The organism is Microbacterium foliorum (genome assembly GCF_006385575.1).
Lineage (GTDB): Bacteria > Actinomycetota > Actinomycetes > Actinomycetales > Microbacteriaceae > Microbacterium > Microbacterium foliorum_B.
In genome coordinates this window covers 226,926-253,321 of record NZ_CP041040.1, presented here as the reverse complement: position 1 = coordinate 253,321, position 26,396 = coordinate 226,926, and the positions used below count along the sequence as shown (strand labels likewise).

Here is a 26,396-nt window from a genome sequence, read left to right as displayed (position 1 = left end):
GAAAATCATCGTTCCGGCGCCGGAGTCGTTGCCTCCGCGCTCTCAGCCCAGAAGCGGTTCGACCTGGGCCGCATCCTCGGTGATCACCGACGCCGCAGCGACCGCGGCTTTCGCGTCGTCGAGGCGATCGAACTGACCGATGAAATCGGACTGCGCCCCGAACGCACGGAATCCCTCGCGGGGCGTCCCGGTGATCGACCCGAGGAACTGCCTGCGGTCGTTCCCGACGTGGAAGCCGGGATCGACCTCGACCCACAGGCCTCGGGGCCGGGATGCCGAGCGCACCCGCGCACTGGTCACGGCCTTGGCGGCATTCCTGATGCGTGCAGACATGGGTCACGCACTCATCGCGTGCAGGGTGCGGGAGCCGTCGACCACCCGGGCGAACTCCTCGCGCGTGAGATCGAGGCCTCCCGCGGAGCTGGCGGCGTTCATCATCGCCACCACCAGCGCACGATCGACATCCACCTCCTGCGACATGGAGAAGCGCAGGGGAATCGACGCGTGCACCCAGATGGTCTCGGCGATGCCGTCGCCCATCGCGAGCGTGAGCGGGAACGACTCATTGCGTCGCAGCTTCGTCACGATCACGAGCCGCAGGTGAGTCATTAGCCGATCGTCGAGTTCGATCGGCGTTGCTGTGTTGCCGTACGTCAGACGTCCCATGATCTCTCCCTCAACGAAAACTCCGTTGAGAAATAGATTACTAGGTTACCTAGCTAAATCACAGTCCGAGCTACGGGAGGTCGCCGATCTCCTCGGCCAGGCGTCGCAGGAACCGAGTGATCGCGTCGGTCTGATCCGGGGTGAACTCACTGGCGAGCGACTCGATGCGCTGCGTCAACTCATCTGCCTGCGCGTTGAGATCGCGCAGCGACGGACGCAGCACCTTGGAGCGGGCGTCGGCAGGATGCGGCCCCACCACGATCTGACCGCGCTCCTGAAGGCGACGCAGCAGACTGGTGATCGCGGCCGTGCTGACGTTCAAATGAGCGGCGAGGCCGCCCGGCGTCGCCGGGGAGTCGTCAGAGGCGTCGAGGATGTACCTCATCGCCTCGCGGTCGGTGTCGTTCGGCGCGCGCACGGCGGCAAGACGTCGTCCGAACTGGGCCTCGGCCCTGCGAAGTTCATCGACACGCGCGACGAGTTCACTCGCCCGCGTCGCCATCTCGGTACTGCTGCTCATGCGTCACCCCCTGACCCTTCCATGGTACTCGACAAACAGGTAACCAGGTTGCCTAGCGAAATCCAATGCGACCAGCCACTCTGATGAGGTGAGATGATGGAATTCTGGGAAAGGGGCCTCATGGTCGAGCGATTCGCACTCGAGGATGCCGGGTACATCATGTACGCCGACATGATCGACCGTCTGCGCGCGGACTTTCCCTCCGTGCCTGCGTGGCGGATCGATCAGATCGTCACCGCCGAACATGACGCCATCACCGGCGGGATCCTGCGGATCGTGCCGGCCGAGGTCGAGTCCGGCGCGGCCGAGATGCTCGCACGCGAGGCGGAACCCCGTGGAAGTGAAGAAAGCCTGAGCGATGATGGCGAGGTGGCGTGATGGAGCGCTCTGAGGAGTTCGGCCGTTCCGGCTACTGGTACCCCGAGGCAGACAGCGCGAGCACCGTCGACGTCCTGAACCTGCTGCGTCGCTACCGATCGGCCGAGACCGCGATGCGGGAACGCACACGCATCTCGATGAAGATGAACGAGACCGACCTCGTCGCCCTGCGCTTCCTGCTGCGCGAGCAGCGGGCCGGACGCATCGTGCGCGCGATCGACATCGCCCGCATGCTCGACATCTCGACCGCATCGACGACGACCCTCATCGACCGCCTCGAGAAGGGCGGGCACGCGAAGCGGGAGCCGCATCCGACCGATCGACGCGCCGGAATCGTGGTGCCGACGGTCAGCAGCGACGACGAGGTGCGCGAGACCCTCGGTGCGATGCACAGGCGGATGCTGGCGCTCGTCGACGAGATGAGCGACAAGGAGCGCGCGGTCGTCACCCGCTTCCTCGCCGGCATGACGTCGGCCATCGAAGAGGCGTCTGATCTCGACCAGGAACTGCGCGACGTCATCCGCTCGCACGAGGAATCCGAGTCCTCCGGCGAGTGATCGCCGAGAGCCGGCCGACGGATCGGCCGGCCACCCGACGCTCTGATCAGACTCTTCCGGGGTCGGTCTTCGCCTGAGCGTTCGCCTCACCCTCGGCATCCGCTGCGACGACCACCCGCTCGGGGAACAGCTCGTCGAGATCGAGATCGGGGTTCTCCTCCTGCGTCTCGACCAGTTCGACGGCCTCCTCGATCGTCTGCACGCTCGGCATCGCGCCGGGCAGCGGCCTGCGCGCCGACTCCTTGAGCACGACCACGGCGATGAAACCGGCGATCGACGTGCCGATGACATAGAAGGCCGGCGCGAGCGACGAGCCGGTGAGCTGCACGAGCGCCTCCATGACGACCGGCGCCGTGCCGGCGAAGAGCGCGACGGCGAGGTTGTACGAGATGCCCATGCCGCCGTACCGCGACGACGTGGGGAACAGCGCGGGCAGCGACGACGCGAGGTTCGCGACGTAGAAGGTCACCGGGAAGGCGAGCAGCACGAGCCCGAGCAGGGTCGACCAGATCTCGCCGTGCATCATGAACAGGAACGACGGCACCGCGAGCACGATCGCCGAGATCGAGCCGATGAACAGCACCTTCCTGCGCCCGATGCGGTCGGACAGCTTGCCGGTCAGGGGGATGCTGAGGGCCATCGCCACGAGCACCGGGAGCGTGAGCAGCGTGCCGTGCACCTCGTCATAGCCCAGCGTGCCGGTGAGGTACGTCGGCATGTACGACGTGAGAGCGTAGCCGACGGTGTTGGCCGCGGCGACGAGCACGAAAGCGGTCAGCAGCTCGCGCCAGTACGCGCGGATCAGCGCGAGGACGCCCTTCGGCGCATCGGCGGCCTTCTGCGCGTCGTCGGCTGCACGCTCGGCCGACTCCTTCGCCTCCTGGAAGGCGGGGGTGTCTTCGATCTTGAGACGGAAGTAGATCGCGATGAGCCCGAGCGGCAGTGCGACGAGGAACGGGATGCGCCAGGCGAAGCCCTGCATCGTCTCTGCCGACAGCGTCAGCTGCAGGATCGACACGAACGCGGCGCCGATCGCGAAGCCCATGTACGACCCGAGGTCGAGCAGCGAGGCATAGAACCCGCGACTCTTGTCCGGCGCGTATTCGGTGATGAACGTCGTGGCACCGGCATACTCGCCACCGGTCGAGAAGCCCTGCGCGAGCTTGAGCACGATGAGCAGGATCGGCGCCCAGATGCCGATCACCGAGAAGTCGGGGAGCACGCCGATGAGGAACGTCGCCGCGGCCATCATGATCAGCGTGAAGGCCAGCACGCGCTGACGGCCGAGCCGATCGCCGAGCTGGCCGAGCACGACGCCGCCGAGCGGACGGGCGATGAAGGTCACCGCGAACACGCCGAGCGAGAAGAGCGACTGCGCACCGGCTGATGCATCGGGCAGGAACGCGCGGCCGATGATCACGGCGAGATAGCCGTAGATGCCGATGTCGTACCACTCCATGAGGTTGCCGACCACCGTGCCGGCGACTGCGCGGCGCAGCATCGGGCGGTCGACCACGGTGACGTCGTCGACCGTGAGACGTCGTGGTTCGTCCGCGCCGGGTCGCAGACGACGGATCAGTCGCTGCCACAGGTTCGGGGTGGTGCTCTTCAGGGGATCGGACATCGTGCCATCTTCCTTCTCTTGCGGCATCCGCGTCTCAGAGGACGGAACGCACAAACGGCGGGGAGGCGGCTTCCGCCACCTCCCCGCGCTGTGTCGCTGGTGTCAGCTGTTGAAAGCGTCCTTGACGTTCTCGCCAGCCTTCTTGACGTTGGCCTTCGCCTGATCGGCGCGGCCCTCCGCCTCGAGCTTCTCGTTGTCGGTCACCTTGCCGGCAGCTTCCTTCGCCTTGCCGGCGATGTCCTGTGCGGCGTTCTTGATCTTGTCATCGAGTCCCATGGGGGGCTCCTTTCTCTTCTCAGCGGTGGTCTGTGGTCGGGATCCTGTGGTGTCGACTCACAGGGGGATGTCGAGTGCGGAGGCAGCCAGCGGCAAAGTTGCTGCAGCGATCACCGCGATGAGGCCGGCGACTCCGGCGGACTTCCAGAGCGGCGGGCGGGCGGGGGCCAGTGGGATGCGGCGGATTCCGGTCGCGCGACCGACCGCATCACGGGCCGAGAGCGGAGCGAGATCGACGGAGTCGATCGGGGCGAGTCGGCGCGAGCGGAGATCGCGCCGTGTGGCGTGCTGTGCTGCTGTCGACATGCGATTCCCTTCCTCGGCCAAAAGATTACTAGATGAACTAGTGATTCGCCAGCCTAGTGAAAATTTCGAGTATCGCGCCTACGCTCGAGTCATGACCGAGCTCACGCAGCCCACCGGGCACGAAGAGGCCCTGCGCGCCCTCCCCCGCGACGACGGATCCGCGCCTCGCGCCCTGGTGCTCGGTGCCACCGGATACATCGGCGGACGGCTGACACCACGACTACTGAACGCCGGATACCGGGTGCGCGCACTGGCGCGTGACGCCGCACGAGCGGCATCCTTCCCCTGGGGTGCCGAGTGCGAGATCGTCGAGGGTTCGGCCGACTATGCCGATGCCGTCGCCGAGGCCATGAAAGACGTCGACGTCGTCTACTACCTGATCCACTCGATGACCGCGGGCAAGGGATTCGAAGAGAGCGATGAGCGAGCGGCCACCACGGTGGCGGATGCCGCGGCGAAGGCCGGCGTGCGACGCATCGTCTACCTCGGCGGCCTGCACCCCGACGACGTGAAGCTGTCGCCGCATCTGCGCTCGCGCGTGCGGGTCGGCGAGATCTTCCTCGAGTCGGGTGTGCCGACGCTGGTGCTGCAGGCGGGCGTCGTGATCGGCTCGGGTTCTGCGTCGTTCGAGATGATCCGTCACCTCACCGATGTGCTGCCGTACATGCCGGCGCCGAAGTGGGTGCGCAACCGCATCCAGCCGATCGCCGTGCGCGACGTGCTGCACTACCTGCTGGGTGCTGCCCGCGTGGACGACGAGGTGAATCGCGCAGTGGACATCGGCGGGCCAGACGTGCTGCGCTACGGCCAGATGATGAACGGCTATGCGCTCGAAGCCGGACTCCGTCAGCGTGCGATCGCCTCTCTGCCGGTGCTGACCCCCGGTCTCGCCTCGCACTGGGTGAATCTCGTGACGCCGGTTCCGCGGTCGATCGCACGCCCGCTCGTCGCGTCGCTGCAGAACGAGTGCATCGTGAAGGACCACGCGATCGACGAGCTGATTCCGCAGCCCGAGGGCGGGCTGACCCCGTACCGCACGGCGGTCTCGCTCGCGCTGGGTCGCGACGCCGCCGACACCATCGAGACGAGCTGGCAGGATGCCGAAGTCTCGGGCGCTCCGAGCGATCCCCTGCCGAGCGACCCGGACTGGGCCGGACGCACCGTGTTCACCGATACCCGCAAGCTGCGCACCGCCGCACCGGTCGACAGCCTGTGGCGAGTGATCATCGGCATCGGCGGGTCGAACGGCTGGTATTCGTCGAAGTTCCTGTGGGCTGTGCGCGGGTGGATGGACCGCCTCGTCGGCGGAGTCGGCCTTCGCCGCGGACGCCGCAGCAAGGCAGAGGCGCGGGTCGGAGACGCGATCGACTTCTGGCGCGTCGAGGCCGTCGAGGAGCCCGGACGAGCGACCGACTCGTCACCCGCGAGCGGCGGACTGCTGCGCCTGCGCGCCGAGATGAAGGTGCCGGGCGATGCGTGGCTCGAGCTGCGCGCCCTGCCCGACGGCGACGGGTCGCGCTACGAGCAGCGCGCCGTGTTCTTCCCCCGAGGGCTCGCCGGCCGGTTGTACTGGCTCGGCGTACTGCCGTTCCACGGCTTCATCTTCGCGGGCATGGCGGCGAGGATCACCGACGCTGCGGCGGTGCCGGTCGAGACGGTCGCGGATGGTGCAGCATCCGCTTCGGGCGCGGCGAGTTCGGCATCCGCTTCGGGTGCGGCAGGTTCGGCATCCGCTTCGGGCGCGGCATCCGTCGTCAGCTGAGTTCCCTGCCTGCTGCCCCCTCGCGACTCGCGTGCGGGGTCACTTTCGCATCCGGGACCGCGTGCGGGGTCACTTTCGCACCCCAAACGGCCCATTCCGATGCGAAATCGACCCCGCACCGAGCAGAAGCCGTGTGCGGGGTCGATTCGGCGTGAAGTCAGGAAGGGCGCTCGGCGAGGCCGGCCGCGTCTGAACCGGGGTCCGAACCCGAACCGGCATCCGCATCAGCATCCGCATCCGCATCGGCACCCGCATCCGCAGCGGTTCCGTCGGAGGCCGGGATGATGTCGATCGCCTCGGTCGCCGTCGCGTAGACCTCGGCGAGGCTGTCGTCGACGTCGGCCTCGTCGATCCAGGCGAGGTCGTCTTCGGAGTGGTCGTATTCGACGGGCACGAGGGCGAAGTCGTCGCCGTACTCCTCGAGACCGGCCATGACGCTGTGGCGCACGGCCATACGGGCATAGCGTTCGCGCAGGATCATCGGATCCCGCCGCAGGTCCTTCATGAACGCGACCATCATGAACGCCATGATCACCGCGAACGGCAGAGCGGCGATGATCGTGACATTCTGCAGCGACTTGAGCCCACTGCCCTCTTCGCCGGTGACGAGCAGCACCGCGGCGATGACTCCGACCAGCACACCCCACACCACAGCGACCCAGCGCGACGGCTCGGGGCGACCCTGCTGCGAGAGCGTGCCCATCACGAGCGAGGCCGAATCGGCACCGGTGATGAAGAAGATCGAGATGAGCAGGATGAGGACGATGCTCGTGATCAGCGGGAACGGAAGGTTCTCGAGCACGCCGAAGAGCACTTCCTCGGGCGGATCCACGGTGAGGTTCGCGCCGTCCATCTGCTGCTGGATCGCCGTCGTGCCGAAGATCGCGAACCACACGAGCGAGATGACGGCGGGCACGACGATGACGACCGACACGAACTGGCGCAGCGTGCGGCCGCGCGAGATCTTGGCGATGAACATGCCGACGAACGGCGACCACGAGATCCACCACGCCCAGTAGAAGATCGTCCAGCTCGACAGGAACATCTGCGCCTCATCGCCCTGCGATGCCGAGCGGGCGACCATCTCGGGCAGATCGCCGAGGAACTGCACGGCGACGGAGGGGATGACGTTGAGGATGAGCAGCGTCGGGCCGACGAAGAACACGAAGAAGGCGAGCAGCAGCGCGACGACCGCGTTGATGTTCGACAGCGCGCGGATGCCCTTCGAGACGCCCGAGACGGCGGATGCGATGAAGCAGGCCGTGAGCACGGCGATCGCCGCGATGAGCACACCGTTGCCGAGCTCGCCGATGCCGCTGACGATCTCGACGCCGTGGCCGATCTGCAGGGCTCCGAGGCCCAGCGATGCGGCGGTGCCGAACAGGGTCACGATGATCGAGAAGATGTCGATCGTGCGGCCGAGGGGGCCGGTCGTGCGGCCCTCGCCCAGCAGCGGAGCGAAGATCGACGAGATCAGCGGGGTGCGACCGCGGCGGAACGCACCATAGGCGATCGCGCCACCGACGAGTGCGTAGAAGGCCCACGCCTGCGGGCCCCAGTGGTAGAGCACCTGGGCCTGGGCGGTGTGCATGGCCTCGAGAGTGTTGGCTTCGACGGTGCCGGGCGGAGGGGTCTCGAAGAAGGTCAGCGGCTCGGCCGCGCCCCAGAAGACGAGACCGATGCCCATGCCGGCGGCGAACAGCATCGAGATCCACGAGAACATCGAGAACTCGGGCTCTTCGTCGTCACGGCCGAGCGGGATGCGTCCGTAGCGACTGAAGCCGATGAACAGCATGAAGACGAGGATGACGGTGGCGATCGTCGTAAAGAAGAAGCCGAAGTACTCGACGACCCATGCGAGCACGGTCGCGGTCGTTCCAGAGAGGTTGTCGCCCGCGAAGACTCCCCAGGCGATAAAGGCGATGGTCAGCGCGACCGCGATGCCGAAGACGAGCGGATCGGTGCGGTACGTGCGACCGGTCTCTTCAACCGAGACGCCGGGCACGAGCGCCGGGTGCACGCCGCGCGGCGGCACCGCGGCGATGTCGCGGACGATCTTCTGCGCGGCTTCCGTGGCCTTCGCGGCTTGGCGGACTGCTGCGGTGTTGGTCTTCGGAGCGTCGGTCCGTGAGGTGGGGTTGTCGTCCGGAGTGTCCATGGGAACCAATTCTCCCATGCCGGCATTCTGCGGCCGGATCGAATGCCGTGCCGAGGACAGGCTCCGATCGCAGCAGACATAGCTCAACACGAAAGGAACATTCCCGCACTTCAAATGTGCTTCATGACCCCATAGAGTTACATTGTGGACCTTCAAATGTTCCAGAACTCAGCCATGGGATCACTCGTGCCGATCGACGGCCACGACCCCCAACTCGGGCCCTGGGCCCACAAAGCGTTCGTGCCGGTGCCCCTCGCGAGCGAAATGCCCGATCTGACCACTGCAACCTTTTTGGCCGTGTCCGATGCCCGCGCGGCATTGGCCGCACTCGACAGTACCTCCCGGCAACTACCGAACCCTCAGCTGCTCCGGCTGCCCACGTTGCGAAGAGAGGCACAGAGCACTTCCGCGCTCGAGGGGACGTACGCTCCTCTGGCTGCCGTTCTCACAGCCGACGAGAACAACGCCTCCACCGCCGAACTCGTCGAGGTCCTGAACTACGTTCGAATGGCCAACCTTGGGTTCGACAAGATCGCGCGAGGGCAGACGATCTCCGTTTCGTTGCTCAGCGAGCTACAGGGAGTCCTGATGAGGGGCACGCCCTTGCATGCCGTGTCGGGGCGGGTAAGAGACAACCAGGTCGTTATCGGCAGACGTCCCGATGCCGACGTGCTCGGGTTTCCCGCGCATGCGGCCCGATTCATCCCGTCGCCCCCCGGCCTCCAGCTGGAGGCGAACCTGCGCGATCTCGCCGATTGGATGCAGCGGCCTCACGGCGGCCACATCGATCCAGTCGTTGCAGCTGCGATGTCTCACTACCAGTTCGAGACTCTCCATCCCTTCCGCGACGGCAACGGCAGACTGGGACGGTTCCTCATCGTGTTGCATCTCCAGCTCAGTGGAGTGCTCGAGGAACCCACGCTCACGGTGTCACCTTGGTTTGAGTCGCGCCGCCAGGACTACTACGACATGCTTTTCGGAGTCAGCGCCGACGGAGACTGGGATAGTTTCGTACGCTTTTTCGCACGCGGTCTGCAAGCCGCGGCGGATCAGACCCGTCGCCAAATGGTCGCGCTAGTGGCAGTACAGACGGAACTAAAAGAACTCGTGAGAGCCTCCACCCTTCGAGCAGACTCCGCCCACGCGCTGGTCGATCTTGCCGTAGCCAATCCATCCTTCACCGTGCGAAAGGTGGAGTCAGATCTGAACCTGTCGTACACGCGGGCGAACAAGCTTGTCGGTCAACTCGTCGATCTGCGCATCCTCCGCCAAGTACCCGGTGACACCTATGATCGACGATTCTTTGCTCCGAGAGTGCTCAGAACTCTCACGGATGACACGTGACGGTTCGTGTCGGCGCGTGCGGGCGAACCTCACGCGGACGAGGCGCGCACGAACAGCCGCATCTCGATTGAGAGGTGGTATTGCCGGACGCCGCGAGCCGCGTCAGCGCAGGCCGCGGCGCCCGCCGAAGACCGAGTGCAGCAGCGGCAGCGCCGAGACGCAGATGAGGGTGATGCCGAGCGGCGGAAGGGAAGGAACGAGCAGCGCGCCGCCGACGAGCATCGCGGCGAACAGCACCCCCGACCCGATGCGTCGGGCGATGCCCTCGAGTCGGTCGAGGCGGCGTTCGAGGGCCGACGTGTCGAACGTGACGTTGCCGTCGTCGACGCGGGTGATGATCGCGTCGATGCGCTTGGGCAGGCGATAGGTGACGGCGGCCGTCTCCATGGCCTGCTGCGCCATGTCCTGCATGAGGTTGCCCGACTCGTCGCGCAGCAGCCGTGCGGCGTAGGGCTCGGCGGCATCCCACACGTTGAACGAGGGGTCGAGGCTCGAGCACATGCCCGAGGTCAGCGACACCGCGCGGATCAGCAGCAGCATGTTCTCGGGCAGCTGCAGCGGCAGCGAGCGCACCATGTCGCCGAACTCGTCGGCGAAGTCCGTGAACTCACGGGGGTCGACCTTGCTCAGCTCCGCGAAGCCCATGCCGCCGAAGCGGGCGAACAGCGCCCGGAGCGCCCGTTCGAGCTCGGCGGTGTCGGCCGACGGCAGCAGCACGCCGATCTCTTGAGCTGCGGTGACCAGCCCGCGGCTGTCGCGACCGGCGACCGCGATCAGCAGCGTGCGCAGGCCGTTGCGGAGAGTGTCGGGCACCTCGGCCATCATGCCGAAGTCGATGAAGGTGAGGCGGAAGTTCCTGCCCGCCGTGGACTCCGGCTCGGGCGTCACGAAGATGTTGCCGGGGTGCGGGTCGGCGTGCACGAAGCTGTGCGTGAACACCTGGTCGAACATGACCTCGGCGAACACATCCGCGACCTCCGACGGATCGATGCCCGCCGCGCGCAGAGCATCCGTGTCGTTGATCTTGATCGCCGTGACGTCAGACAGCGTGAGCACGCGACGCGTCGAGCGCTCCCAGACGATCTCGGGGGCGCTGACGCGCGGGTCTCCGGCGAAGTTCTCGCGGAAACGCTCGGCGCTCGCGGCCTCGTGCAGGTAGTCGATCTCCTCGAGGCTCGTCTGCGCGAACTCCTCGACCAGGCCGGGGGCGTCGACCCGGTCGCTGACGAGCCTGACGCGCATCGCCCACCGCGCCACGCGGCGCAGAGCCGCGAGGTCGACCGCGACGATCTCGTCGATGCCGGGGCGCTGCACCTTGACGACCACGTCGCCGAGGCCGGTGTCGGCGGCATCCTGCGCAGACAGGCGCGCGCGGTGCGCCTGACCGAGGGATGCCGCGGCCACCGGATTCTCGTCGAACCATGCGTACGCCTGCTCGAGCGGCATGCCGAGTTCGGCCTCGGCGGCGGCGCGGATGCCGGAGAACGGCACGGCCGGAACCTCGTCCTGCAGCCCCTCGAGCTCTTTCGTGATCTCAGGGGGCAGCACGTCGAGGCGCGACGACATGAACTGCCCGACCTTGATCATGAGTCCGCCGAGCTCGACCGCGAGCACGTGGAACCGCTTCGCGAAGCGCTGCATGCGCGGGGCGCGGGTGCGCTCTGCGAGCGCACTCATGCCGAAGCGCGGCAGGACGAGCTCGAACCACCAGACCTTGAGGAACTCGCGCGCCGCGAACGACACGATGCGGCGGTACCGGGCACGATGGGCGCCCTGCGCCGCAGCATCCGTCATGTGTCGTCCCTGGGTCGTGTGCGATCAGTCCTGAGCGAGGATCGAGTACAGCCTACGGCGGGCCTCGTCGAGGATCTCGACCGCCTGCTGCACCTGCTCGGTGCTGCCGCTGCGGCCGACGGCCGCAGCTGCCGCGGCGAGGTCGACGCCGGCCTTGGGCAGTGCGCTGTAGCGGGGGTTGTCGTGCGAGCCCTCGCCCTTCGACTGCGACTCCCACGGCGCCCGCGTCTCGGTGTGCTCGGCGGCGACGGCACGGCCGGCTTCGGTGAGCGAGTAGGTCTTGCGACCGTTCTGCTCGTCAGCCTCGATGAGGCCCTCGTCTGCGAGCAGCTGCAGCGTGGGGTAGACCGAGCCTGCGCTGGGCTTCCACGTGCCGCCGCTGCGGTCGGCGATCTCGTTGATGATCTGGTAGCCGTGCATCGGCTTCTCGGCGAGCAGCGACAGCACCGCGGTGCGGACGTCGCCCTTCGCCATGCGCGAGCCGCCACTGGGGCGCTGCTCGAACGTCTTGCGGAGCTGCTCCATGGCATCGAAGATCGCGGATGCGGGTCCGCCGGGGCCCGAGCCGAAGCCGGATCCGCCGAACGGGTTCGAGGGGAATGCGTTGTTCATGATGACCTCCCGGAAATGGTGAGCGATAGTCAACGATATATCGTTAAGGCTGAGTGCCGGGTGGGAATCCGGTACCGATGGCACGGCGTATTCCTGAAAGCAAGCCCCCTGCGCTCCACAGCCGGCGATGTTTCACTGATGGTGATGTCGAATTCTCCTGCCGTTTCCCCTGCGTCCACTTCCGTCCGGGTGAGCGTGGTCGTCCCCGTGTTCCGACCGGGGGCGGCGTTCGACGAGCTGATCGCCTCTCTCGATCGACAGACACTCGATCACGACCGGTTCGAGGTGCTGCTGTGCGACGACGGCTCGGGCGAGGAGACAGCGGCCCGATTGGTCGAGATCGCGCGCGATCGTCCCTACATCCGCGTCGCGTACCTGCCGCACTCGGGGTGGCCGGGAACCCCGCGCAACCACGGCATCGACGATGCACGCGGCACGTACATCCAGTTCGTCGATCAGGACGACTGGCTCTATGACGGCGCCCTCGAAGCCCTGTGCGACTACGCCGACCAGCATGCATCCGATGTCGTGGTCGGCAAGGAGGTGGGCATCGGACGCCGGCTGCCGAGTCGCATCTTCCGGAAGGACATCCCGCGCGCCCGCCTCGGCCAGGATCCGCTGCTCGAGATGCTCACGCCGCACAAGATGTTCCGCACCTCGTTCCTGCGCGAGAAGCGCATCCGCTTCCCCGACGGCAAGGTGCGGCTCGAGGATCACCTGTTCGTGATGCGGGCATACTTCGAGGCGTCGACGATCTCGATCCTCGCGAGCCAGCCGTGCTACGCGTGGGTCAAGCACGCGGGCAGTGCGAGTTCATCGCGGATCGAACCCGAGACGTACTTCCCCCACCTCGAGGCCGTTCTCGACCTGGTCGAGCGGTACACCGAGCCCGGGCGCCTGCGCGACAGGCTGCTGCGGCACTGGTTCCGCGGCAAGATCCTCAAGCGGGTGTCGGGCAAGAAGTACGCCGGGTATCCCGAGGAGTACCGCGCACGTCTGCTCGACGTCGTGATCCCGCTCGCGCGACGTCGCTTCGGTCCCGGTGTCGACGGGGGCCTGGCCTTTCCGAACCGCATCCGAGCCGCACTGCTCCGCGCCGACCGGCGTGCCGACCTGCTGACGTTCGCCCGTTTCGAGGCCGAGCTCGCATGCCGCGCGGTCGTGACCTCAGCGCGGTGGTCGCGCGGCGGCGGGCTGTATCTGACGATCGATGTCTCGATCACCCGCGACGGGCAGGACGCTCTCGTGTTCGAGTCCGGCACGGGCGTGATGACATCGCTGCCCATCGCGATGGACGGCCTGCCGACCGGGGTCGTCGAAGCAGGGCGCGAGCTGCAGAACGATCATGTCGAGCTGCTGTGGCGCGACAAGGCCGCCGGAGTCGAGCGTCGCGTGGCGCGTCTGCAACCGCGGAATCTCGGCGCGATCGCCGTCGCCATCGACCCTCTGAGGGTGTTCCGGCCCGATGATGAGACGCGCGGCGCGAAGCTGTTCGTGACGGTGCGTCGCGCGGGCTGGACTTTCGACGTCCCCCTCACCGCGGATGCCGAGACGCTCGCCGCAGCCGGACGCTCACCGCTGTTCGCGGGTCGCACCTGCACGCCCGTCGCCGGACGCGGTGGCACCGTCGAACTGCGTCGGCAGTGGCCCGGCGGGCGGCTCAAAGACCTGGCCGGTCGTGCGGTGCGCCGCGTGCGGAGCGGGTCGCAGAAGAAGTGACTCTCAGCGCGCGAGCGTGAGGATCTCGGCGCCGGTCTCGGTGATCGCGATCGTGTGCTCGGTGTGGGCCGTGCGGCAGCCGATGGCGCTGCGGAGGGTCCAGCCGTCTTCGTCGATGACCAGCACGTCGGTGTCGGCCATGACCCAGGGCTCGAGCGCGAGCAGCATGCCCGGGCGCAGCGTGTAACCGCGGCCGGGGCGTCCGTCGTTGGCGACGTGCGGGTCCTGGTGCATCGTCGAGCCGATGCCGTGGCCGCCGAACTCGAGGTTGATCGGGTAGCCCGCATCGCTGAGCACCGTGCCGATCGCATGCGAGAGGTCGCCGATGCGGGCGCCCGGGCGAGCCACGGCGATGGCTGCGGCGAGCGCGCGCTCGGTCGCGTCGATCATCGCGAGATCGGATGCTGCGCTGGCGGTGGCACCGGCACCGCCGCCGCCACCGCCGCCGCCGACCACGAAGCTGATGGCGGCATCCGCCGAGATCCCGCGCAGCGTGACGGCGAGGTCGAGGGTGAGCAGATCGCCGTCGGCGAGGGCGTAGTCGTGCGGCATCCCGTGCAGCACGGCATCGTTCACTGCCGTGCAGACGTAGTGACCGAAGGGCCCGCGGCCGAACGACGGGGCGTAGTCGACGTAGCAGGACACCGCGCCGGCATCCTCGATCATCTGCTTGGTCCAGCGGTCGAGGTCGAGCAGATTCACACCGACCGTCGTGCGCTGCTTGAGCGATTGCAGGATGCTGCCGACGAGCGCGCCGGCTTCCCGCGCCCGGGCGAGCTGGTCGTCGTTGAGGATCTCGATCATGGTTGTCTCCGCATCCGGCATCAGTTCCAATAACTATCCCGGTAATACTATCCCGGGATTAGAATGGGCACATGATGGTTCGGATGCCGCTGACTCCCGCCGAGGTCGAACGCGGAGAGCGTCTCGGCGCCCTGCTGCGACGAGCACGTGGCGAGCGGTCGATGCTGAGCGTCGCCCTCGATGCGGGCGTCTCGCCCGAGACCCTGCGCAAGATCGAGTCCGGACGCGTCGCAACGCCCGCCTTCTCGACCATCGCGGCGATCGCCGGCGTGCTGCACCTCTCACTCGATTCGGTCTGGGCCGAGATCGAGCCCCCGGTGCGCGCGATCGGTCGCGCACAGGTCGCGTCCTGAGATGGCGCATGCGCTGATCACGGGCAGCTCGCGCGGCATCGGCCGCGCGGTCGCGCAGGTGCTCGCTCGACGAGGTGACCGGGTCGTCGTGCACTACGGCCGGGATCGGGTCGCCGCAGAAGAGACCCTCGCATCGCTCGAGGGTTCCGGTCATGCGCTCGCGCGAGGCGATCTCGGTGATCCTGCCGAGGCGCAGCGCGTGGTCGATGAGGCCATCGCCGCCCTGGGTTCACTCGACATCCTGGTGAACAACGCTGCGGTGGCGCCGAGTGCGGCCAACGAGCATCGCGTCGACTCGACGTCGTATGCCGAGTGGCAGTCCGCGTGGTCTGCGATGGTGTCGGTCAACCTGCTCGGAGCGTCGAATGTGACGATGCTCGTGGCGCAGCACATGATCGCGCGCCGATCGGGTGGGGCGATCGTCAACGTCGGGTCGCGTGGAGCGTTCCGCGGCGAGGCCGACCATCCGGCATACGCCGCGACGAAGGCGGGGCTGCAGGCGTTCGGCCAGTCGATGGCACTGGTGCTCGCCTCGCACGGCATCTCGGTGACCTCCGTCGCGCCGGGCATGGTGGCGACCGAGCGACAGTCGGCGAAGCTCGAGAGCGAGCAGGGCGACAGCATCCGCGAGCAGAGCCCGTTCGGCCGCGTGGGCACACCCGAAGAGGTGGCGGATGCCGTCGCCTACCTCACCTCACCCACTGCCGTATGGGCCTCGGGTACGGTGCTCGACCTCAACGGGGCGTCGTACTTCCGGTAGGTCTTGCACACCCTCGGGAGGAGAACTGTCCCTGGGGAGGAGGCGTCGCGCGAATCTCTCCTCCCGAGGAGCAGATCTCCTCCCGAGGCGGCGAGCTCGCTCCGCGCCCGCGGCCCGGAGTTCAGCCGCGCAGCACGGACTCCAGCAACCCGGGGAACAGCGCGTCGAGGTCGTCGCGCCGCAGCGTCAGCATCCGCCGTCGACCGAGGGGCTCGTTGCGGATGACGCCCGCCTCGCGCAGCACCTTCATGAAGTGCGACTTGGTCGACTTGGGGAGGTTCGGATCGGTCGCGTGGCACGCAGCCATGTCGAGCGGACCGTCGGCGAGCTGCCGCGCGATGGCCAGGCGCTCGGGGTCGCTGAGCGCGAAGAGCACGTCAGTGAGCTGGATCTCGGAGCGATCCGGATGCGGAAGTTCGCCTGGCATGGTTCGAGAATAGTTGAACAATCGATGGAACGCGAGTACGCTCCGATAGTTCGATGATTGTCGAACCCAATGATTCGAGACCGACCCTGCGGGAGCACGCATGACCACCACGTCACCGACCGCCACAACCACGGCGTCAGCATCCGCTATCCGCCGCCCGCGGTTCGGGTTCGCGCTGGCGATCGTGACGCAGATCGCGATGATGATGGGCGCGAGCGCTCCCTCGCCGTTCTACCCCGTGCTCGCCGCCGAGATCGGCTTCGACGCGATCGTCATCAGTGCGGTCTTCGCCGTCTACGCGATCGCCCTGCTGCTCGCGCTGCTCTCGGCCGGCTCGCTCTCCGACCACATCGGACGCCGCCCCGTCGCGATCGGCGGACTGCTGCTGCTCGCGGCAAGCATGCTGCTCTTCTGGCACGCCGACTCGGTCGCGACGCTCATGCTCGCGCGCATCCTGCAGGGCGCCGCGAGTGGCGTGCTCATCGCCGCGCTCTCGGCCGCCGCGCTCGATCTGGCACCCGGCGGACGCTCGAGGGTCGCCGCCCTCTGGAATGCCCTGAGCCCCGGAATCGGGCTGGCGCTCGGCGCACTCGTCTCGGGCATCGCCCTCGACGTGACCGGCCAGCCGCTGTTCGACGTCTTCGCGCCACTCACCGTCATCTACCTCGTGCTCGCCACGCTGTTCTTCCTCGCACCCGAGACCGCGCCGCTGCATGCGGGGGCGTGGCGGTCGCTGAGCTTCCGGTTGTCGGTGCCCGCCGGCATCCGCTCGGACTTCTGGCGCGGCGCACCGGCGATCATCGCCGGGTGGGCGACGGGCGGCCTCTTCCTCTCGCTCGGCGCCACCATCGTGCGCACCGAGCTCGGCGGCGAAGCCCATGTCTGGCAGGGGCTCGCAGTCGCGATGCTGGCGGGCGTCGGCGCGATCACCGCGTTCGTGTTCCGCAATCGCCGACCGCGCACCTCTGTGATCTTCGGCACCGCCACCCTCGCGACAGGAACAGCGCTGTCGCTCATCGCCCTCGGCGTCGAGTCGCTCCCCTTCTACCTCGCTGCGACGGCCGTGACCGGCATGGGCTTCGGCACCGCCTTCTCAGGAGTCGTCGCCTCGCTCGCACCGCGCATCCCCGCCACCGACCGCGCCGACACGTTCGCCGTGATCTACCTGCTCGCGTACCTCGCATTCGGAGTGCCCGCCGTCGTCGCCGGAACCCTGGTCGGGGTGTTCGGGCTCGGCGCGGTGTGCGTGGGATATGGGGTCGCGGTCATCGTGCTCGCAGTGGTCGCGTTGGTGCTTCGGGTGCGCCGCGCGGAGTAGGCACGCGCCCCCGTTCGGCAGGCCGCATCGGCAAGACGCGCATCACGAAGCCCTCACCCTCGGGAGGAGAACCCGACCTCTTCGGGAGGAGAACCCGACCTCTTCGGGAGGAGAACTGCGCCTCGGGAGGAGACTTCCCGCGAATCCCTCCTCCCGAGGGGCAGATCCCCTCCTGAAGCGCCGACTTCCAGCGGCAGATCTCCTCCGGAGCGGCAGTTCTCCTCCCGAAGGGCCGCGCCCCTGCATCCGCCGACTTCCCATATCGAACGATTAACGATAGATTTCTGTTGTTTCTCGATGAGAGGTGGAGTCATGGCGAAGTCGACGATCGTCGTGTTGAAAGTCGTGATCGTGCTGGCGCTGATCGGATCCGTGGCAGTGCAGGCGCTCATCGTGCCGCTGCTGTGGATCGACCTCGGCGCCGAAGAGCTGTGGGGCCGGATCGCGCTCGTATCGATCATGGTTCTCGGCGTCGGAACCCTGCAGGTCTTCGGCATCTGCGTGTGGATGCTGCTGACGAAGGTGCGCCGCGGATCGATCTTCTCGACCTCGTCGTTCCGCTACATCGACGTGATCATCGGCGCGATCCTCGTGGCCGCAGCGCTCATGTGGATCCTCGCTGCGATACTCGCACCGGGCTCGGCCGCACCGGGACTTGTGGCGCTCATCGGCGGCGCGGGCGTGGTGCTCGGCGGCATCGCCCTGCTCGTCGTCGTCATGAAGGCGCTGCTGCGGCAGGCGATCGAGCGCGACACCGAAGCACAGTCGCTGCGCGCGGAGCTCGACAACGAGGTGATCTGATGCCCGTCGTGGTCGACATCGACGTGATGATGGCGCGGCGCAAGATGGGAGTCGGCGAGCTGGCCGAGCGCATCGGCATCACCCCGACGAATCTCGCAGTGCTGAAGAACGGCCGCGCCAAGGCTGTGCGTTTCTCGACCCTGGACGCACTGTGCGAGGTCTTGCAGTGCCAGCCGGGCGACATCCTTCGCTGGGAGGCGTGAGGATCGGGAAGTCGCCCGCGCGTCGCGTGCGCTTCCGAAGTCCGCGTGCGCTTCCGAAGGCCGGAGACGCGGGATCCGGACTTCGCAAGCGCACATCGCCTTCGCTGGCGCACAGGAAACCGGATGCCGGACGCCGGATGCCGGACGCCGGATGCCGGATGCCGGATGCCGGATGCCGGATGCCGCGGCCTACCGCCCCGCGAGCAGCTCCTGCAGCCGTGCGGCCTCGCCGTCGGCCATCCCGTACCCGTGCTCGGGCCCTGGGTATACGCCCTCACGCACTTCGCTCGCATAGGCTGCGACCCCGGCGACCGACACGCCCCGCACGTCGGCATAGCGCTTGACGAACTTGGCGACTCCGCGGGCGTAGATGCCGAGCAGGTCGTGGAAGACGAGCACCTGGCCGTCGGCATCCGCTCCGGCTCCGATGCCGATCAGCGGAATGCGCAGCAGGGGCGCGAGTGCCGCGGTGACCTCCGACGGCACTGCTTCGATGACCAGCACCGAGACTCCGGCATCCTGCAACGCGAGGGCGTCGTCGATCACGGCGAGCGCGGCATCGGCCGTGCGCCCCTGTGCGCGGTATCCACCGAGCGAGGTGGCGGTCTGCGGCGTGAGTCCGACGTGTCCGACGACAGGGATGCCGGCATTCACGAGCGCGCGGGCACGTTCGACGGTGGCGCCGCCGCGTTCGATCTTGACCAGGTCGACGCCCGCCTCTTTGATGAAGCGCTGCGCGGTCGCGATGGCGATCTCGTCCGATGCCTCATATGAGCCGAAGGGCAGGTCGCCGACGAGCAGCGGCTTGGTGAGTCCGCGCCGCACGGCCTTCGTGAGCATCAGCATCTCGTCGGTCGTGACCGGAACGGTGCTGTCGTAGCCGAGCACCGTCATCGCGGCCGAGTCGCCGACGAGCACCATGTCGACGCCGGCTTCTTCGACGATCTGCGCGCTCGGGAAGTCGTAGGCGGTGACCATGACGATGGGCTCACCCGCATGCTTCTTCGCGTCGAGATCGCGCAGGGTCAGGCGCTTCGTCGGTGCGGCGTGGGCGCTCATGAGGTCACCACCAGTTCACCGACGGCGTCGTCGACGCGGACGATCGAGTTCGACCGATCGACGTGTACGACGACGGGTTCGTAATCGGCGAGGTCTTCGGGCGAGTAGTCGGCGTAGGAGATGACGATGATGGTGTCGCCGGTGCGCACGAGGCGGGCGGCGGCACCGTTGACCTGGATCACGCCGGACCCGCGCTCGCCGACCAGCGTGTAGGTCTCGAAGCGCGCACCGTTGTCGACGTCGACGACGTGCACCTGCTCGTGCGGCAGGATGTCGGCGGCTTCGAGCAGGTCGGGGTCGACGGTGATCGAGCCGACGTAGTGCAGATCGCTGCCCGTGACGGTCGCGCGGTGGATCTTCGACTTCAGCATCGTGCGTCGCATCACGCGTCGCCCTTTCCGTCGGGGGTCGTGTTGGTCTCGGTGGTCGAGCCGCTCTCGATGGCCGAGGTGGCGGTCAGCAGGTGGTTGTCGATGAGTCGCGCGGCACCCACACGGGCGGCGACGAGCAGCAGCGCGTCTCGTTCGATGCGGGTCACGGGCTGCAGGGTCTCGGCATCCCGGAGTTCCAGGTATTCGGCGTCGATTCCCGCCTCCGCCAGAACAGCATGGGCAGCAGGCAGGATGCCGTCGCGCTCCCCCGCTCGGTGGGCGGCATCCGCCGCGTCGAGCGCCCGGTTGAGTGCGGTCGCCTGGGAGCGTGCGCCCGCGTCGAGGTAGACGTTGCGCGAGCTCATGGCGAGTCCGTCGGGCTCGCGAACGATCGGGCAGGCCACGATCCGCACGTCGAGGTCGAGGTCGCGCACGACCCGGCGCACGACGAGCACCTGCTGCGCATCCTTCTGGCCGAAGTAGGCGACGTCGGGGCCAACGATGCCGAACAGCTTGGTGACGACCGTGGCGACCCCGTCGAAGTGGTGGGGCCCGCGGCTCGCGCCGTCGAGCACATCGGTGATGCCCTCGACGTGGATGTTCGTGGCGAAGCCGTCGGGGTAGATCTCGGCCGGGTTTGGTGCGAACAGGATGTCGACGCCCTCGGCCTCGGCGAGCGCGGCGTCGCGAGCCTCGTCGCGCGGGTAGGTGCTGAGGTCTTCGTTCGCGGCGAACTGGGTCGGGTTGACGAACAGCGAGACGACGACGAGGGCGTCCTGCTCCCGTGCCGCGCGCATCAGCGAGAGATGCCCCTCGTGGAACGCGCCCATGGTCGGTACGAGTCCGACCGACCGGCCCGCTGCCTTGGCGTCGCGGACCGCTGCTCGCACCTCGGCGATCGTGCGCAGGATTCTCATGCCCCGGGCTCCTCGGTCGTGGCCGCGTGATCGGCGGTCGTGTCGGTGGTCGTGTCGGTGGCGGTCGTGTCCGCGTCGTTCGTGTCGGTGGTGGCCGCGCGCGGTGCGCGTCCAGCGACCGCGCGGGTGGCGGTGGCGAGTGCGTCGAAGAGTTCTCGGTAGTCGGCGGATGCTGCGCGCTGCCGCGCCACGGTCGCCTCGTCACCTCTAGCGATCGGCCCGGTGAGTGCGGATGCTGCGCCGGATGCCGCCCAGTTGTCGACCGTCTGGCGCACGAGCGGTGCGAGGTGTGCGCGATCCACCCCGGCATCCCGCGCGAGGTGTTCGGCCGCATCGAGCACGGTGAGCACGAAGTTCGAGGCGAAGGATGCCGCGGCGTGATACTCCGCGCGGTGGGCGTCGTCGACGCGGAAGGGGTTCGCACCGAGCGCCCGCGCGAGCGCTTCGGCCACCTCGAGCGCCTCTGGCGTGCGGCCGTCGACGGCCACGCCGATGTCGCGGAAGGCCTCGGACGTCTCCTTGCCGGTGAAGGTCTGCAGCGGGTGCAGGCTGAAGTCGACGTCGGTGAGCGGCGTCGCACCCGAGACATGGGCGACGAGGCGCGCATGGGGCCGCGCGGCGAAGGCCACCGCCGCAATGGCCGAGTCGGGAACGCAGAGCAGGGCGACATCGGCATCCGGCATCCGGTCGTCCCGCCCGAGGGGACCCAGGACGACGAAGCCCGCTGTGCGCAGCGCTCGTGCGAGTACGCCGCCGAGACGGCCAGCGCCGACGATGGCGATGGTCGTCTCAGGTGCGAGAGCAGGGGTGCTGTGCATGTCGTTTCCCCGGCCGAGACGTGCGGCGCGGATGGGATGAGTATCCGCCCGCAGCGGCGTATGTGCAAAATCTGAGCGCAGATAGCCCATGAAATGCGCTCATAGAGTTGTCACTCCGCCGCGCTTTTCATCCTCAGAGTGAGCACATCGCTCCCAGGTGCTTCTCTCGGTCGTTGAGCGGAGACGGCGAAGCCGACGGAGACGACACGCGCCATCCCCGTGAGAGCGCTCGCTCAACGGCCGGAGGGACGCGCCCCTCCAGCATCCGCCGTACCCTTAACTGTTCTGCCCCACCACCGGGCACCCTCTCTGGAGCATCCCCATGTCTGCAACTGCGGTCGACGATCGTGCCCGCTATCGGGCGAACCCCACGGTGCTTCAGGCGCTGAAGAGTCCGCGGATGCTGACGCGCGAAGTGCTCGCGGGCCTCGTCGTGGGGCTCGCGCTGATCCCCGAGGCGATCGCGTTCTCGGTGATCGCGGGCGTCGACCCGAAGGTGGGTCTGTTCTCGTCGTTCATCATGGCGGTGTCGATCGCGTTCCTCGGTGGGCGTCCGGCGATGGTGACAGCGGCGACCGGAGCCGTCGCGCTCGTGATCGCACCGGTCGCGCCGGCGTACGGGATGGACTACTTCATCGCGACGGTCATCCTCGCCGGCATCTTCCAGGTGCTCCTCGGAGTGCTGGGCGTCGCGAAGCTGATGCGGTTCATTCCGCGCAGCGTCATGGTCGGGTTCGTGAACGCGCTGGCGATCTTCGTGTTCAGCTCGCAGTTCCCGCAGCTGATCGACGCGCCGTGGATGGTCTATCCGCTGGTCGCGCTGGGAATCGTCGTGATGATCGCGATGCCGAAGATCACCACGATCGTGCCGGCGCCGCTCGTGTCGGTGATCATCGTGACCGCCGTGGTGATGGCGTTCGCGATCACGGTGCCGACGGTCGGCGATCAGGGCGAGCTGCCGAAGAGCCTGCCCGAGCTCTTCATCCCGAACGTGCCGCTGACGTGGGAGACATTCACGATCATCGCGCCGTTCGCGCTCGGGGTCGCGCTGGTCGGACTCATGGAGTCGCTGCTCACCGCGAAGCTCGTCGACGAGATCACCGACACCCACTCGAACAAGACGCGGGAGTCGTGGGCGCAGGGCGTGGCGAACATGCTCTCGGGAATCTTCGGCGGCATGGGCGGATGCGCCGTGATCGGCCAGACCATGATCGGCGTCAAGGCCTCGGGCGCACGCACCCGCATCTCGACGTTCTGCGCCGGCATCTTCCTGTTCCTGCTGGTCGTCGTGTTCGGCGACTTCGTCAGCACGATCCCCATGGCGGCCCTCGTCGCGGTGATGATCATGGTCGCGATCGGAGCCTTCGACTGGCACAGCGTCAAGCCGTCGACCCTGAAGCGGATGCCGAAGAGCGAGACGTTCGTGATGATCGCCACCGTCGTCTTGGTGCTGCTGACGCACAACCTCGCGGTCGGTGTCGTCGGCGGGGTGCTCGTCGCGTCGGTGCTGTTCGTGCGGCGGGTGGCGCACTTCGTCTCGGTGACCCGCTCGGTCGACGGCGACGTCGTCACCTACACCGTGACCGGCGAGCTGTTCTTCGCCTCGAGCAACGACCTGACGACGCTGTTCTCCTACCCGGAGGATCCCGATCGCGTCGTCATCGACCTCAGCGGATCGCACATCTGGGATGCATCGACGGTCGCGGCTCTGGACGCGATCGAGACGAAGTACACGGCGCTCGGCAAGACGGTCGAGATCGTCGGGATGAACGACAGCAGCCAGCGGATGCGGGGAAGGCTCACCGGCGGGTTCGAGTAGTCGCAGATCCGGCGGGCAGGCTGGCCGGCGGGCTGGCTGGCCGGTCGGCGAGACCCAGCTTTCGCGGCGAGACCCACCCGCACGACACGAGTCTCACCCCAGAAGAGGGGTCTCGCCGAGAAGCGGGCACCCCACGAGCGCACGACCCACATCCCGGGCCGAGACCCACCCGCACGACACGAGTCTCACCCCAGAAGAGGGGTCTCGCCGAGAAGCGGGCACCCCACGAGCGCACGACCCACATCCCTGCGCGAGACCCACCGCCACGACACGAGCCTCACCCCAGAAGAGGGGTCTCGCCGGCATCCCCCGGACCACGCCGCCGTTCCACCCTGCGGCACACGACGTTCGCGGTCGGGCTTCCGTGCCCGATGCTCGGGAGCGCCCGATGCGACGATGCGCGGGCGAGTTCCGGCCATCTGGGGAGACACCATGACCGAAGAATCACTCACCTCGCGCCACGATACGGCGACGTACGAGCCGACCCGCAAGCAGTCGCGCCGAGCACTGATCTCGAGTTTCCTCGGCTCCACGGTCGAGTACTACGACTTCCTGCTGTACGGCGCAGCAGCCGGACTGGTGTTCCCGATCCTGTTCTTCCCCGAGACGATGGACCCGGCTCTCGGCGCCGCGCTGTCGTTCGTGATCCTGCTCGCCGGCTATGTCTCCCGGCCGATCGGCGGCATTCTCTTCGGCCACTTCGGCGACCGCGTCGGACGCAAGTCGATGCTCTTCATCACGGCACCGTTCACCCCGCACTCCCCGTGTGTTCATCTCCGCCGCCTATCTTGAGTGCGGTCGCGCGAACGCGGCTAAGAATCAGACAAATCGTTGTACATAAACCACAACTCCGGGGTAAAGTCAGATCAGACACACCTCGATGACGAGAAAGGCGACCATGGTCGACATCCGAAAGAAGCGCTGGTCTCTCCTGGGAATCGCTGCGGTGGCGGCCGTGACCCTGACCGGCTGCACAGGCGGCAGCACCGAGCCCGACGGCGGCTCGAGCGACGGCGGGTCGGATGCGACCCTCATCGTCTACACCAACTCGAACAGCGACGGCCGTGGCGAGTGGATCACCGAGAAGGCAGCGGATGCCGGCATCGACATCGAGATCGTGGGCCTCGGCGGCGCCGACCTCACCAACCGCATCATCGCCGAGAAGAACAACCCGGTCGGCGATGTCGTGTTCGGTCTGAACAACATGTTCTTCGAGCAGCTCAAGGCTGAAGAGGCGATCACGGCCTACGAGCCCGAGTGGAGCGGAGAGGTTCCCGCCGACGCGGGCGACCCCGCCGACGGGGCCTTCTGGCCGCTCGTCGAGCAGGCCATCGTCACGGTCTACGACGAGAACAGGATCACCGACGCGCCCTCCGACGAGGAGGACCTCTGGACAGAGGAGTATGCGGGCCGCTACGAGGTCAACCCCGCACTCGGCCAGGCCACCCCGCAGCTCGTGCTCGCCAGCATCCTGTCGCGTCACCTCGACGAAGACGGCGACCTGGACGTCAGCGACGAGGGCTGGGAGCTCGTCGAGGCGTACTACGCCAACGGCTCGCCCGCGGTCGAGGGCACCGACCTCTACGCCCGCATCACGCGTGACGAGATCGACTACGGCGTGCTCCCCTCGAGCGGCATCGCCGCCCGTGACGAGGAGTACGGCACCACGACCGGCATGATCGTGCCCGACTACGGCGTGCCGTATGTCACCGAGCAGATCGCGCAGATCAACGGCACCGGCAACGAGGAGAAGGCCCAGGAGTTCATCGACTGGTTCGGCAGCGCCGAGGTGCAGGGCGAGTTCGCGGCCGAGTTCAACTCGATGCCCGTCAACGAGGGCGCGGTCGAGCAGGCCAACCCCGAGGTCGTCGAGCTCATGGGCACCCTCGACCGTCAGGACATCGACTTCGGTTTCGTGAGCGAGAACCTCGGCGCGTGGGTCGAGAAGGTCACGCTCGAGTACATCGGCTGATCGAACCGAACCCCTCTTCACCACTTAGCCGGAAAGACAGCATGATCCGTTTCGAAGATGTCGAGGTCGCATTCGGCGATCACCATGCGGTCTCGCACCTCGATCTGGAGATCCAGGAGGGTGAGTTCTTCACCCTCCTGGGTCCGTCCGGATGCGGCAAGACCACCGCCCTGCGGGCACTCGCCGGGTTCGTCGAGCCGACCGGCGGGCGCATCCTGATCGACGGGCGCGACGTCACGCGTGTGCCGAGCGAGAAGCGCGGCGTGGGCATGGTGTTCCAGAACTACGCGCTCTTCCCCAGCATGAACGTGCGCGAGAACATCGCGTTCGGGCTGTCGATCCAGAAGACGTCGAAGGCCGAGCAGCGCCGTCGCGTCGACGAGATCGCCGACCGCACCGGGCTCGCGCTCTCGCAGCTCGAGAAGAACGTGTCGGAGCTCTCTGGCGGGCAGCAGCAGCGCGTGGCGATCGCCCGCGCGCTCGCGCTGACCCCCAGCATCCTGCTGCTCGATGAGCCGCTGTCGAACCTCGACGCCAAACTGCGGGTGCAGCTGCGCGAGCAGTTGAAAGACCTGCAGCACGAGGTCGGCGTGACCACGGTCTACGTCACCCACGATCAAGAAGAGGCCCTCACCCTCAGCGACCGCATCGCCGTGCTCGACGCCGGCACACTGCAGCAGGTGGGCACTCCTGAGGAGATCTACGACCGCAGTGCGACGCCGTTCGTCTGCCGGTTCATCGGCGAGAACAACCGCCTCAGCCCGGCGCAGATCACGAGCCTCGGCGGCGGACTGGATGCGACGGCCGAGAGCTATGTGCGGCCCGAGAAGCTGCACCTCGCCGAGGCCGGCGACAGCTCGACAGCATCCGCCTCGCTCGATGGCACGATCGTCGATCGCACCTACCACGGCAGCCACAGCGTCTACACGGTGAGAGCCGAGGATGCTGCGCTGCGCGTCAGCGTTCCGGCTGCGGCGAGCGCCCGCCAGTGGAACCCGGGCGACGCGGTGCGCGTCGACGTGGATCCCCGCTGGATCCTGCAGTACCCGGCGGCGTGA

29 protein-coding genes are annotated in these 26,396 nt (G+C 67.6%); 14 read left to right on the top strand and 15 right to left on the bottom strand.

Annotated elements, in window-relative coordinates; all coding sequences use genetic code 11:
- Window positions 1–42 precede the first annotated feature (42 nt).
- The 3 genes from FIV50_RS01285 to FIV50_RS01275 all read right to left on the bottom strand — a co-directional run bounded on the left by FIV50_RS01285 (window position 43) and on the right by FIV50_RS01275 (window position 1,186).
- Window positions 43–333, bottom strand: a complete 291-nt coding sequence (locus tag FIV50_RS01285) for a hypothetical protein (protein ID WP_140035845.1) — start codon at window positions 331–333, stop codon at window positions 43–45.
- A 3-nt stretch (window positions 334–336) separates the two neighbouring features.
- Window positions 337–666 carry a DUF7882 family protein gene (locus tag FIV50_RS01280; RefSeq protein WP_140035844.1) on the bottom strand — a complete coding sequence of 110 codons (330 nt, stop codon included), beginning with the start codon at window positions 664–666 and terminating at the stop codon, window positions 337–339.
- 70 nt (window positions 667–736) lie between these two features.
- A complete protein-coding gene (locus FIV50_RS01275; RefSeq protein ID WP_140035843.1) occupies window positions 737–1,186 on the bottom strand; it encodes a MarR family winged helix-turn-helix transcriptional regulator in 450 nt (149 codons plus the stop codon).
- A 120-nt stretch (window positions 1,187–1,306) separates the two neighbouring features.
- On the opposite strand from FIV50_RS01275, the gene FIV50_RS01270 reads away from it, so the two are divergent.
- On the top strand, window positions 1,307–1,564 hold the full coding sequence (locus FIV50_RS01270) for a hypothetical protein (protein WP_042537280.1): 258 nt from the start codon (window positions 1,307–1,309) through the stop codon (window positions 1,562–1,564).
- The gene (locus FIV50_RS01265) at window positions 1,564–2,121 is read left to right on the top strand and encodes a MarR family winged helix-turn-helix transcriptional regulator (protein WP_140035842.1); all 558 of its coding nucleotides are present in this window, start codon (window positions 1,564–1,566) and stop codon (window positions 2,119–2,121) included. The genes FIV50_RS01270 and FIV50_RS01265 overlap by 1 nt, the downstream gene beginning before the upstream one ends.
- A 46-nt stretch (window positions 2,122–2,167) precedes the next feature.
- Here the strand turns inward: FIV50_RS01265 and FIV50_RS01260 are convergent, their stop codons facing one another.
- The 3 genes from FIV50_RS01260 to FIV50_RS01250 all read right to left on the bottom strand — a co-directional run bounded on the left by FIV50_RS01260 (window position 2,168) and on the right by FIV50_RS01250 (window position 4,327).
- Window positions 2,168–3,745, bottom strand: a complete 1,578-nt coding sequence (locus FIV50_RS01260; RefSeq protein ID WP_181164290.1) for an MFS transporter — start codon at window positions 3,743–3,745, stop codon at window positions 2,168–2,170.
- A gap of 102 nt (window positions 3,746–3,847) precedes the next feature.
- Window positions 3,848–4,021, bottom strand: coding sequence for a CsbD family protein (locus FIV50_RS01255; RefSeq protein WP_140035840.1), 174 nt, complete (start codon window positions 4,019–4,021; stop codon window positions 3,848–3,850).
- 57 nt (window positions 4,022–4,078) lie between these two features.
- The gene (locus FIV50_RS01250; RefSeq protein WP_140035839.1) at window positions 4,079–4,327 is read right to left on the bottom strand and encodes a hypothetical protein; all 249 of its coding nucleotides are present in this window, start codon (window positions 4,325–4,327) and stop codon (window positions 4,079–4,081) included.
- Window positions 4,328–4,418: 91 nt separating this feature from the next.
- Here FIV50_RS01250 and FIV50_RS01245 point away from each other — a divergent pair, with 91 nt between their 5' ends.
- On the top strand, window positions 4,419–6,089 hold the full coding sequence (locus tag FIV50_RS01245; RefSeq protein WP_181164289.1) for an SDR family oxidoreductase: 1,671 nt from the start codon (window positions 4,419–4,421) through the stop codon (window positions 6,087–6,089).
- A 157-nt stretch (window positions 6,090–6,246) separates the two neighbouring features.
- Here the strand turns inward: FIV50_RS01245 and FIV50_RS01240 are convergent, their stop codons facing one another.
- Window positions 6,247–8,247, bottom strand: coding sequence for a BCCT family transporter (locus FIV50_RS01240; RefSeq protein WP_140035838.1), 2,001 nt, complete (start codon window positions 8,245–8,247; stop codon window positions 6,247–6,249).
- A gap of 144 nt (window positions 8,248–8,391) precedes the next feature.
- On the opposite strand from FIV50_RS01240, the gene FIV50_RS01235 reads away from it, so the two are divergent.
- Entirely contained in the window at window positions 8,392–9,591 is a 1,200-nt protein-coding gene (locus tag FIV50_RS01235; protein WP_181164288.1) for a Fic family protein, read from the top strand.
- Window positions 9,592–9,693: 102 nt separating this feature from the next.
- On the opposite strand, the gene FIV50_RS01230 is transcribed toward FIV50_RS01235, so the two are convergent.
- Together FIV50_RS01230 and FIV50_RS01225 are read right to left on the bottom strand one after the other, a co-directional pair.
- Window positions 9,694–11,385, bottom strand: coding sequence for an ABC1 kinase family protein (locus FIV50_RS01230; protein WP_140035837.1), 1,692 nt, complete (start codon window positions 11,383–11,385; stop codon window positions 9,694–9,696).
- A 24-nt stretch (window positions 11,386–11,409) separates the two neighbouring features.
- Window positions 11,410–11,997: a PadR family transcriptional regulator gene (locus FIV50_RS01225; RefSeq protein ID WP_140035836.1), complete on the bottom strand. Its 588-nt coding sequence runs from the start codon at window positions 11,995–11,997 to the stop codon at window positions 11,410–11,412.
- A gap of 189 nt (window positions 11,998–12,186) precedes the next feature.
- Here FIV50_RS01225 and FIV50_RS01220 point away from each other — a divergent pair, with 189 nt between their 5' ends.
- Window positions 12,187–13,716, top strand: coding sequence for a glycosyltransferase family 2 protein (locus FIV50_RS01220; RefSeq protein ID WP_181164287.1), 1,530 nt, complete (start codon window positions 12,187–12,189; stop codon window positions 13,714–13,716).
- Between the two features lie 3 nt (window positions 13,717–13,719).
- On the opposite strand, the gene map is transcribed toward FIV50_RS01220, so the two are convergent.
- Window positions 13,720–14,520, bottom strand: a complete 801-nt coding sequence (gene map / locus FIV50_RS01215) for a type I methionyl aminopeptidase (protein ID WP_140035834.1) — start codon at window positions 14,518–14,520, stop codon at window positions 13,720–13,722.
- Window positions 14,521–14,594: 74 nt separating this feature from the next.
- Here map and FIV50_RS01210 point away from each other — a divergent pair, with 74 nt between their 5' ends.
- Entirely contained in the window at window positions 14,595–14,873 is a 279-nt protein-coding gene (locus FIV50_RS01210) for a helix-turn-helix domain-containing protein (protein ID WP_140038570.1), read from the top strand.
- Window position 14,874: 1 nt separating this feature from the next.
- On the top strand, window positions 14,875–15,633 hold the full coding sequence (locus FIV50_RS01205) for an SDR family NAD(P)-dependent oxidoreductase (RefSeq protein WP_181164286.1): 759 nt from the start codon (window positions 14,875–14,877) through the stop codon (window positions 15,631–15,633).
- A 121-nt stretch (window positions 15,634–15,754) separates the two neighbouring features.
- Here the strand turns inward: FIV50_RS01205 and FIV50_RS01200 are convergent, their stop codons facing one another.
- Window positions 15,755–16,060 carry an ArsR/SmtB family transcription factor gene (locus FIV50_RS01200; protein ID WP_140035833.1) on the bottom strand — a complete coding sequence of 102 codons (306 nt, stop codon included), beginning with the start codon at window positions 16,058–16,060 and terminating at the stop codon, window positions 15,755–15,757.
- Between the two features lie 100 nt (window positions 16,061–16,160).
- On the opposite strand from FIV50_RS01200, the gene FIV50_RS01195 reads away from it, so the two are divergent.
- From FIV50_RS01195 to FIV50_RS01185, 3 genes are all read left to right on the top strand, one after another.
- Entirely contained in the window at window positions 16,161–17,378 is a 1,218-nt protein-coding gene (locus FIV50_RS01195) for an MFS transporter (RefSeq protein WP_140035832.1), read from the top strand.
- Window positions 17,379–17,690: 312 nt separating this feature from the next.
- A complete protein-coding gene (locus FIV50_RS01190) occupies window positions 17,691–18,179 on the top strand; it encodes a DUF2975 domain-containing protein (protein WP_140035831.1) in 489 nt (162 codons plus the stop codon).
- Entirely contained in the window at window positions 18,179–18,382 is a 204-nt protein-coding gene (locus FIV50_RS01185; RefSeq protein ID WP_140035830.1) for a helix-turn-helix domain-containing protein, read from the top strand. The genes FIV50_RS01190 and FIV50_RS01185 overlap by 1 nt, the downstream gene beginning before the upstream one ends.
- 189 nt (window positions 18,383–18,571) lie before the next feature.
- Here FIV50_RS01185 and panB read toward each other — a convergent pair whose 3' ends face one another.
- The 4 genes from panB to FIV50_RS01160 are packed head-to-tail and all read right to left on the bottom strand — an operon-like array spanning window position 18,572 to window position 21,547.
- Window positions 18,572–19,441 carry a 3-methyl-2-oxobutanoate hydroxymethyltransferase gene (gene panB, locus FIV50_RS01175; protein WP_140035829.1) on the bottom strand — a complete coding sequence of 290 codons (870 nt, stop codon included), beginning with the start codon at window positions 19,439–19,441 and terminating at the stop codon, window positions 18,572–18,574.
- Window positions 19,438–19,824: an aspartate 1-decarboxylase gene (panD, locus tag FIV50_RS01170; RefSeq protein ID WP_140038568.1), complete on the bottom strand. Its 387-nt coding sequence runs from the start codon at window positions 19,822–19,824 to the stop codon at window positions 19,438–19,440. Before panD ends, panB begins: the two co-directional genes overlap by 4 nt.
- On the bottom strand, window positions 19,824–20,729 hold the full coding sequence (panC, locus tag FIV50_RS01165) for a pantoate--beta-alanine ligase (RefSeq protein ID WP_140035828.1): 906 nt from the start codon (window positions 20,727–20,729) through the stop codon (window positions 19,824–19,826). The genes panD and panC overlap by 1 nt, the downstream gene beginning before the upstream one ends.
- Window positions 20,726–21,547, bottom strand: coding sequence for a Rossmann-like and DUF2520 domain-containing protein (locus tag FIV50_RS01160; RefSeq protein ID WP_140035827.1), 822 nt, complete (start codon window positions 21,545–21,547; stop codon window positions 20,726–20,728). Before FIV50_RS01160 ends, panC begins: the two co-directional genes overlap by 4 nt.
- 322 nt (window positions 21,548–21,869) lie before the next feature.
- Between FIV50_RS01160 and FIV50_RS01155 the strand changes: the two genes are divergently transcribed.
- The 4 genes from FIV50_RS01155 to FIV50_RS01140 all read left to right on the top strand — a co-directional run bounded on the left by FIV50_RS01155 (window position 21,870) and on the right by FIV50_RS01140 (window position 26,396).
- Window positions 21,870–23,366 (top strand): SulP family inorganic anion transporter, encoded by a 1,497-nt coding sequence (locus FIV50_RS01155; protein WP_140035826.1) that lies wholly within the window; start codon window positions 21,870–21,872, stop codon window positions 23,364–23,366.
- Window positions 23,367–23,798: 432 nt separating this feature from the next.
- A complete protein-coding gene (locus FIV50_RS01150) occupies window positions 23,799–24,158 on the top strand; it encodes a hypothetical protein (protein ID WP_219846235.1) in 360 nt (119 codons plus the stop codon).
- A gap of 106 nt (window positions 24,159–24,264) precedes the next feature.
- The gene (locus FIV50_RS01145) at window positions 24,265–25,338 is read left to right on the top strand and encodes an extracellular solute-binding protein (protein WP_140035825.1); all 1,074 of its coding nucleotides are present in this window, start codon (window positions 24,265–24,267) and stop codon (window positions 25,336–25,338) included.
- Window positions 25,339–25,379: 41 nt separating this feature from the next.
- The gene (locus tag FIV50_RS01140; RefSeq protein WP_140035824.1) at window positions 25,380–26,396 is read left to right on the top strand and encodes an ABC transporter ATP-binding protein; all 1,017 of its coding nucleotides are present in this window, start codon (window positions 25,380–25,382) and stop codon (window positions 26,394–26,396) included.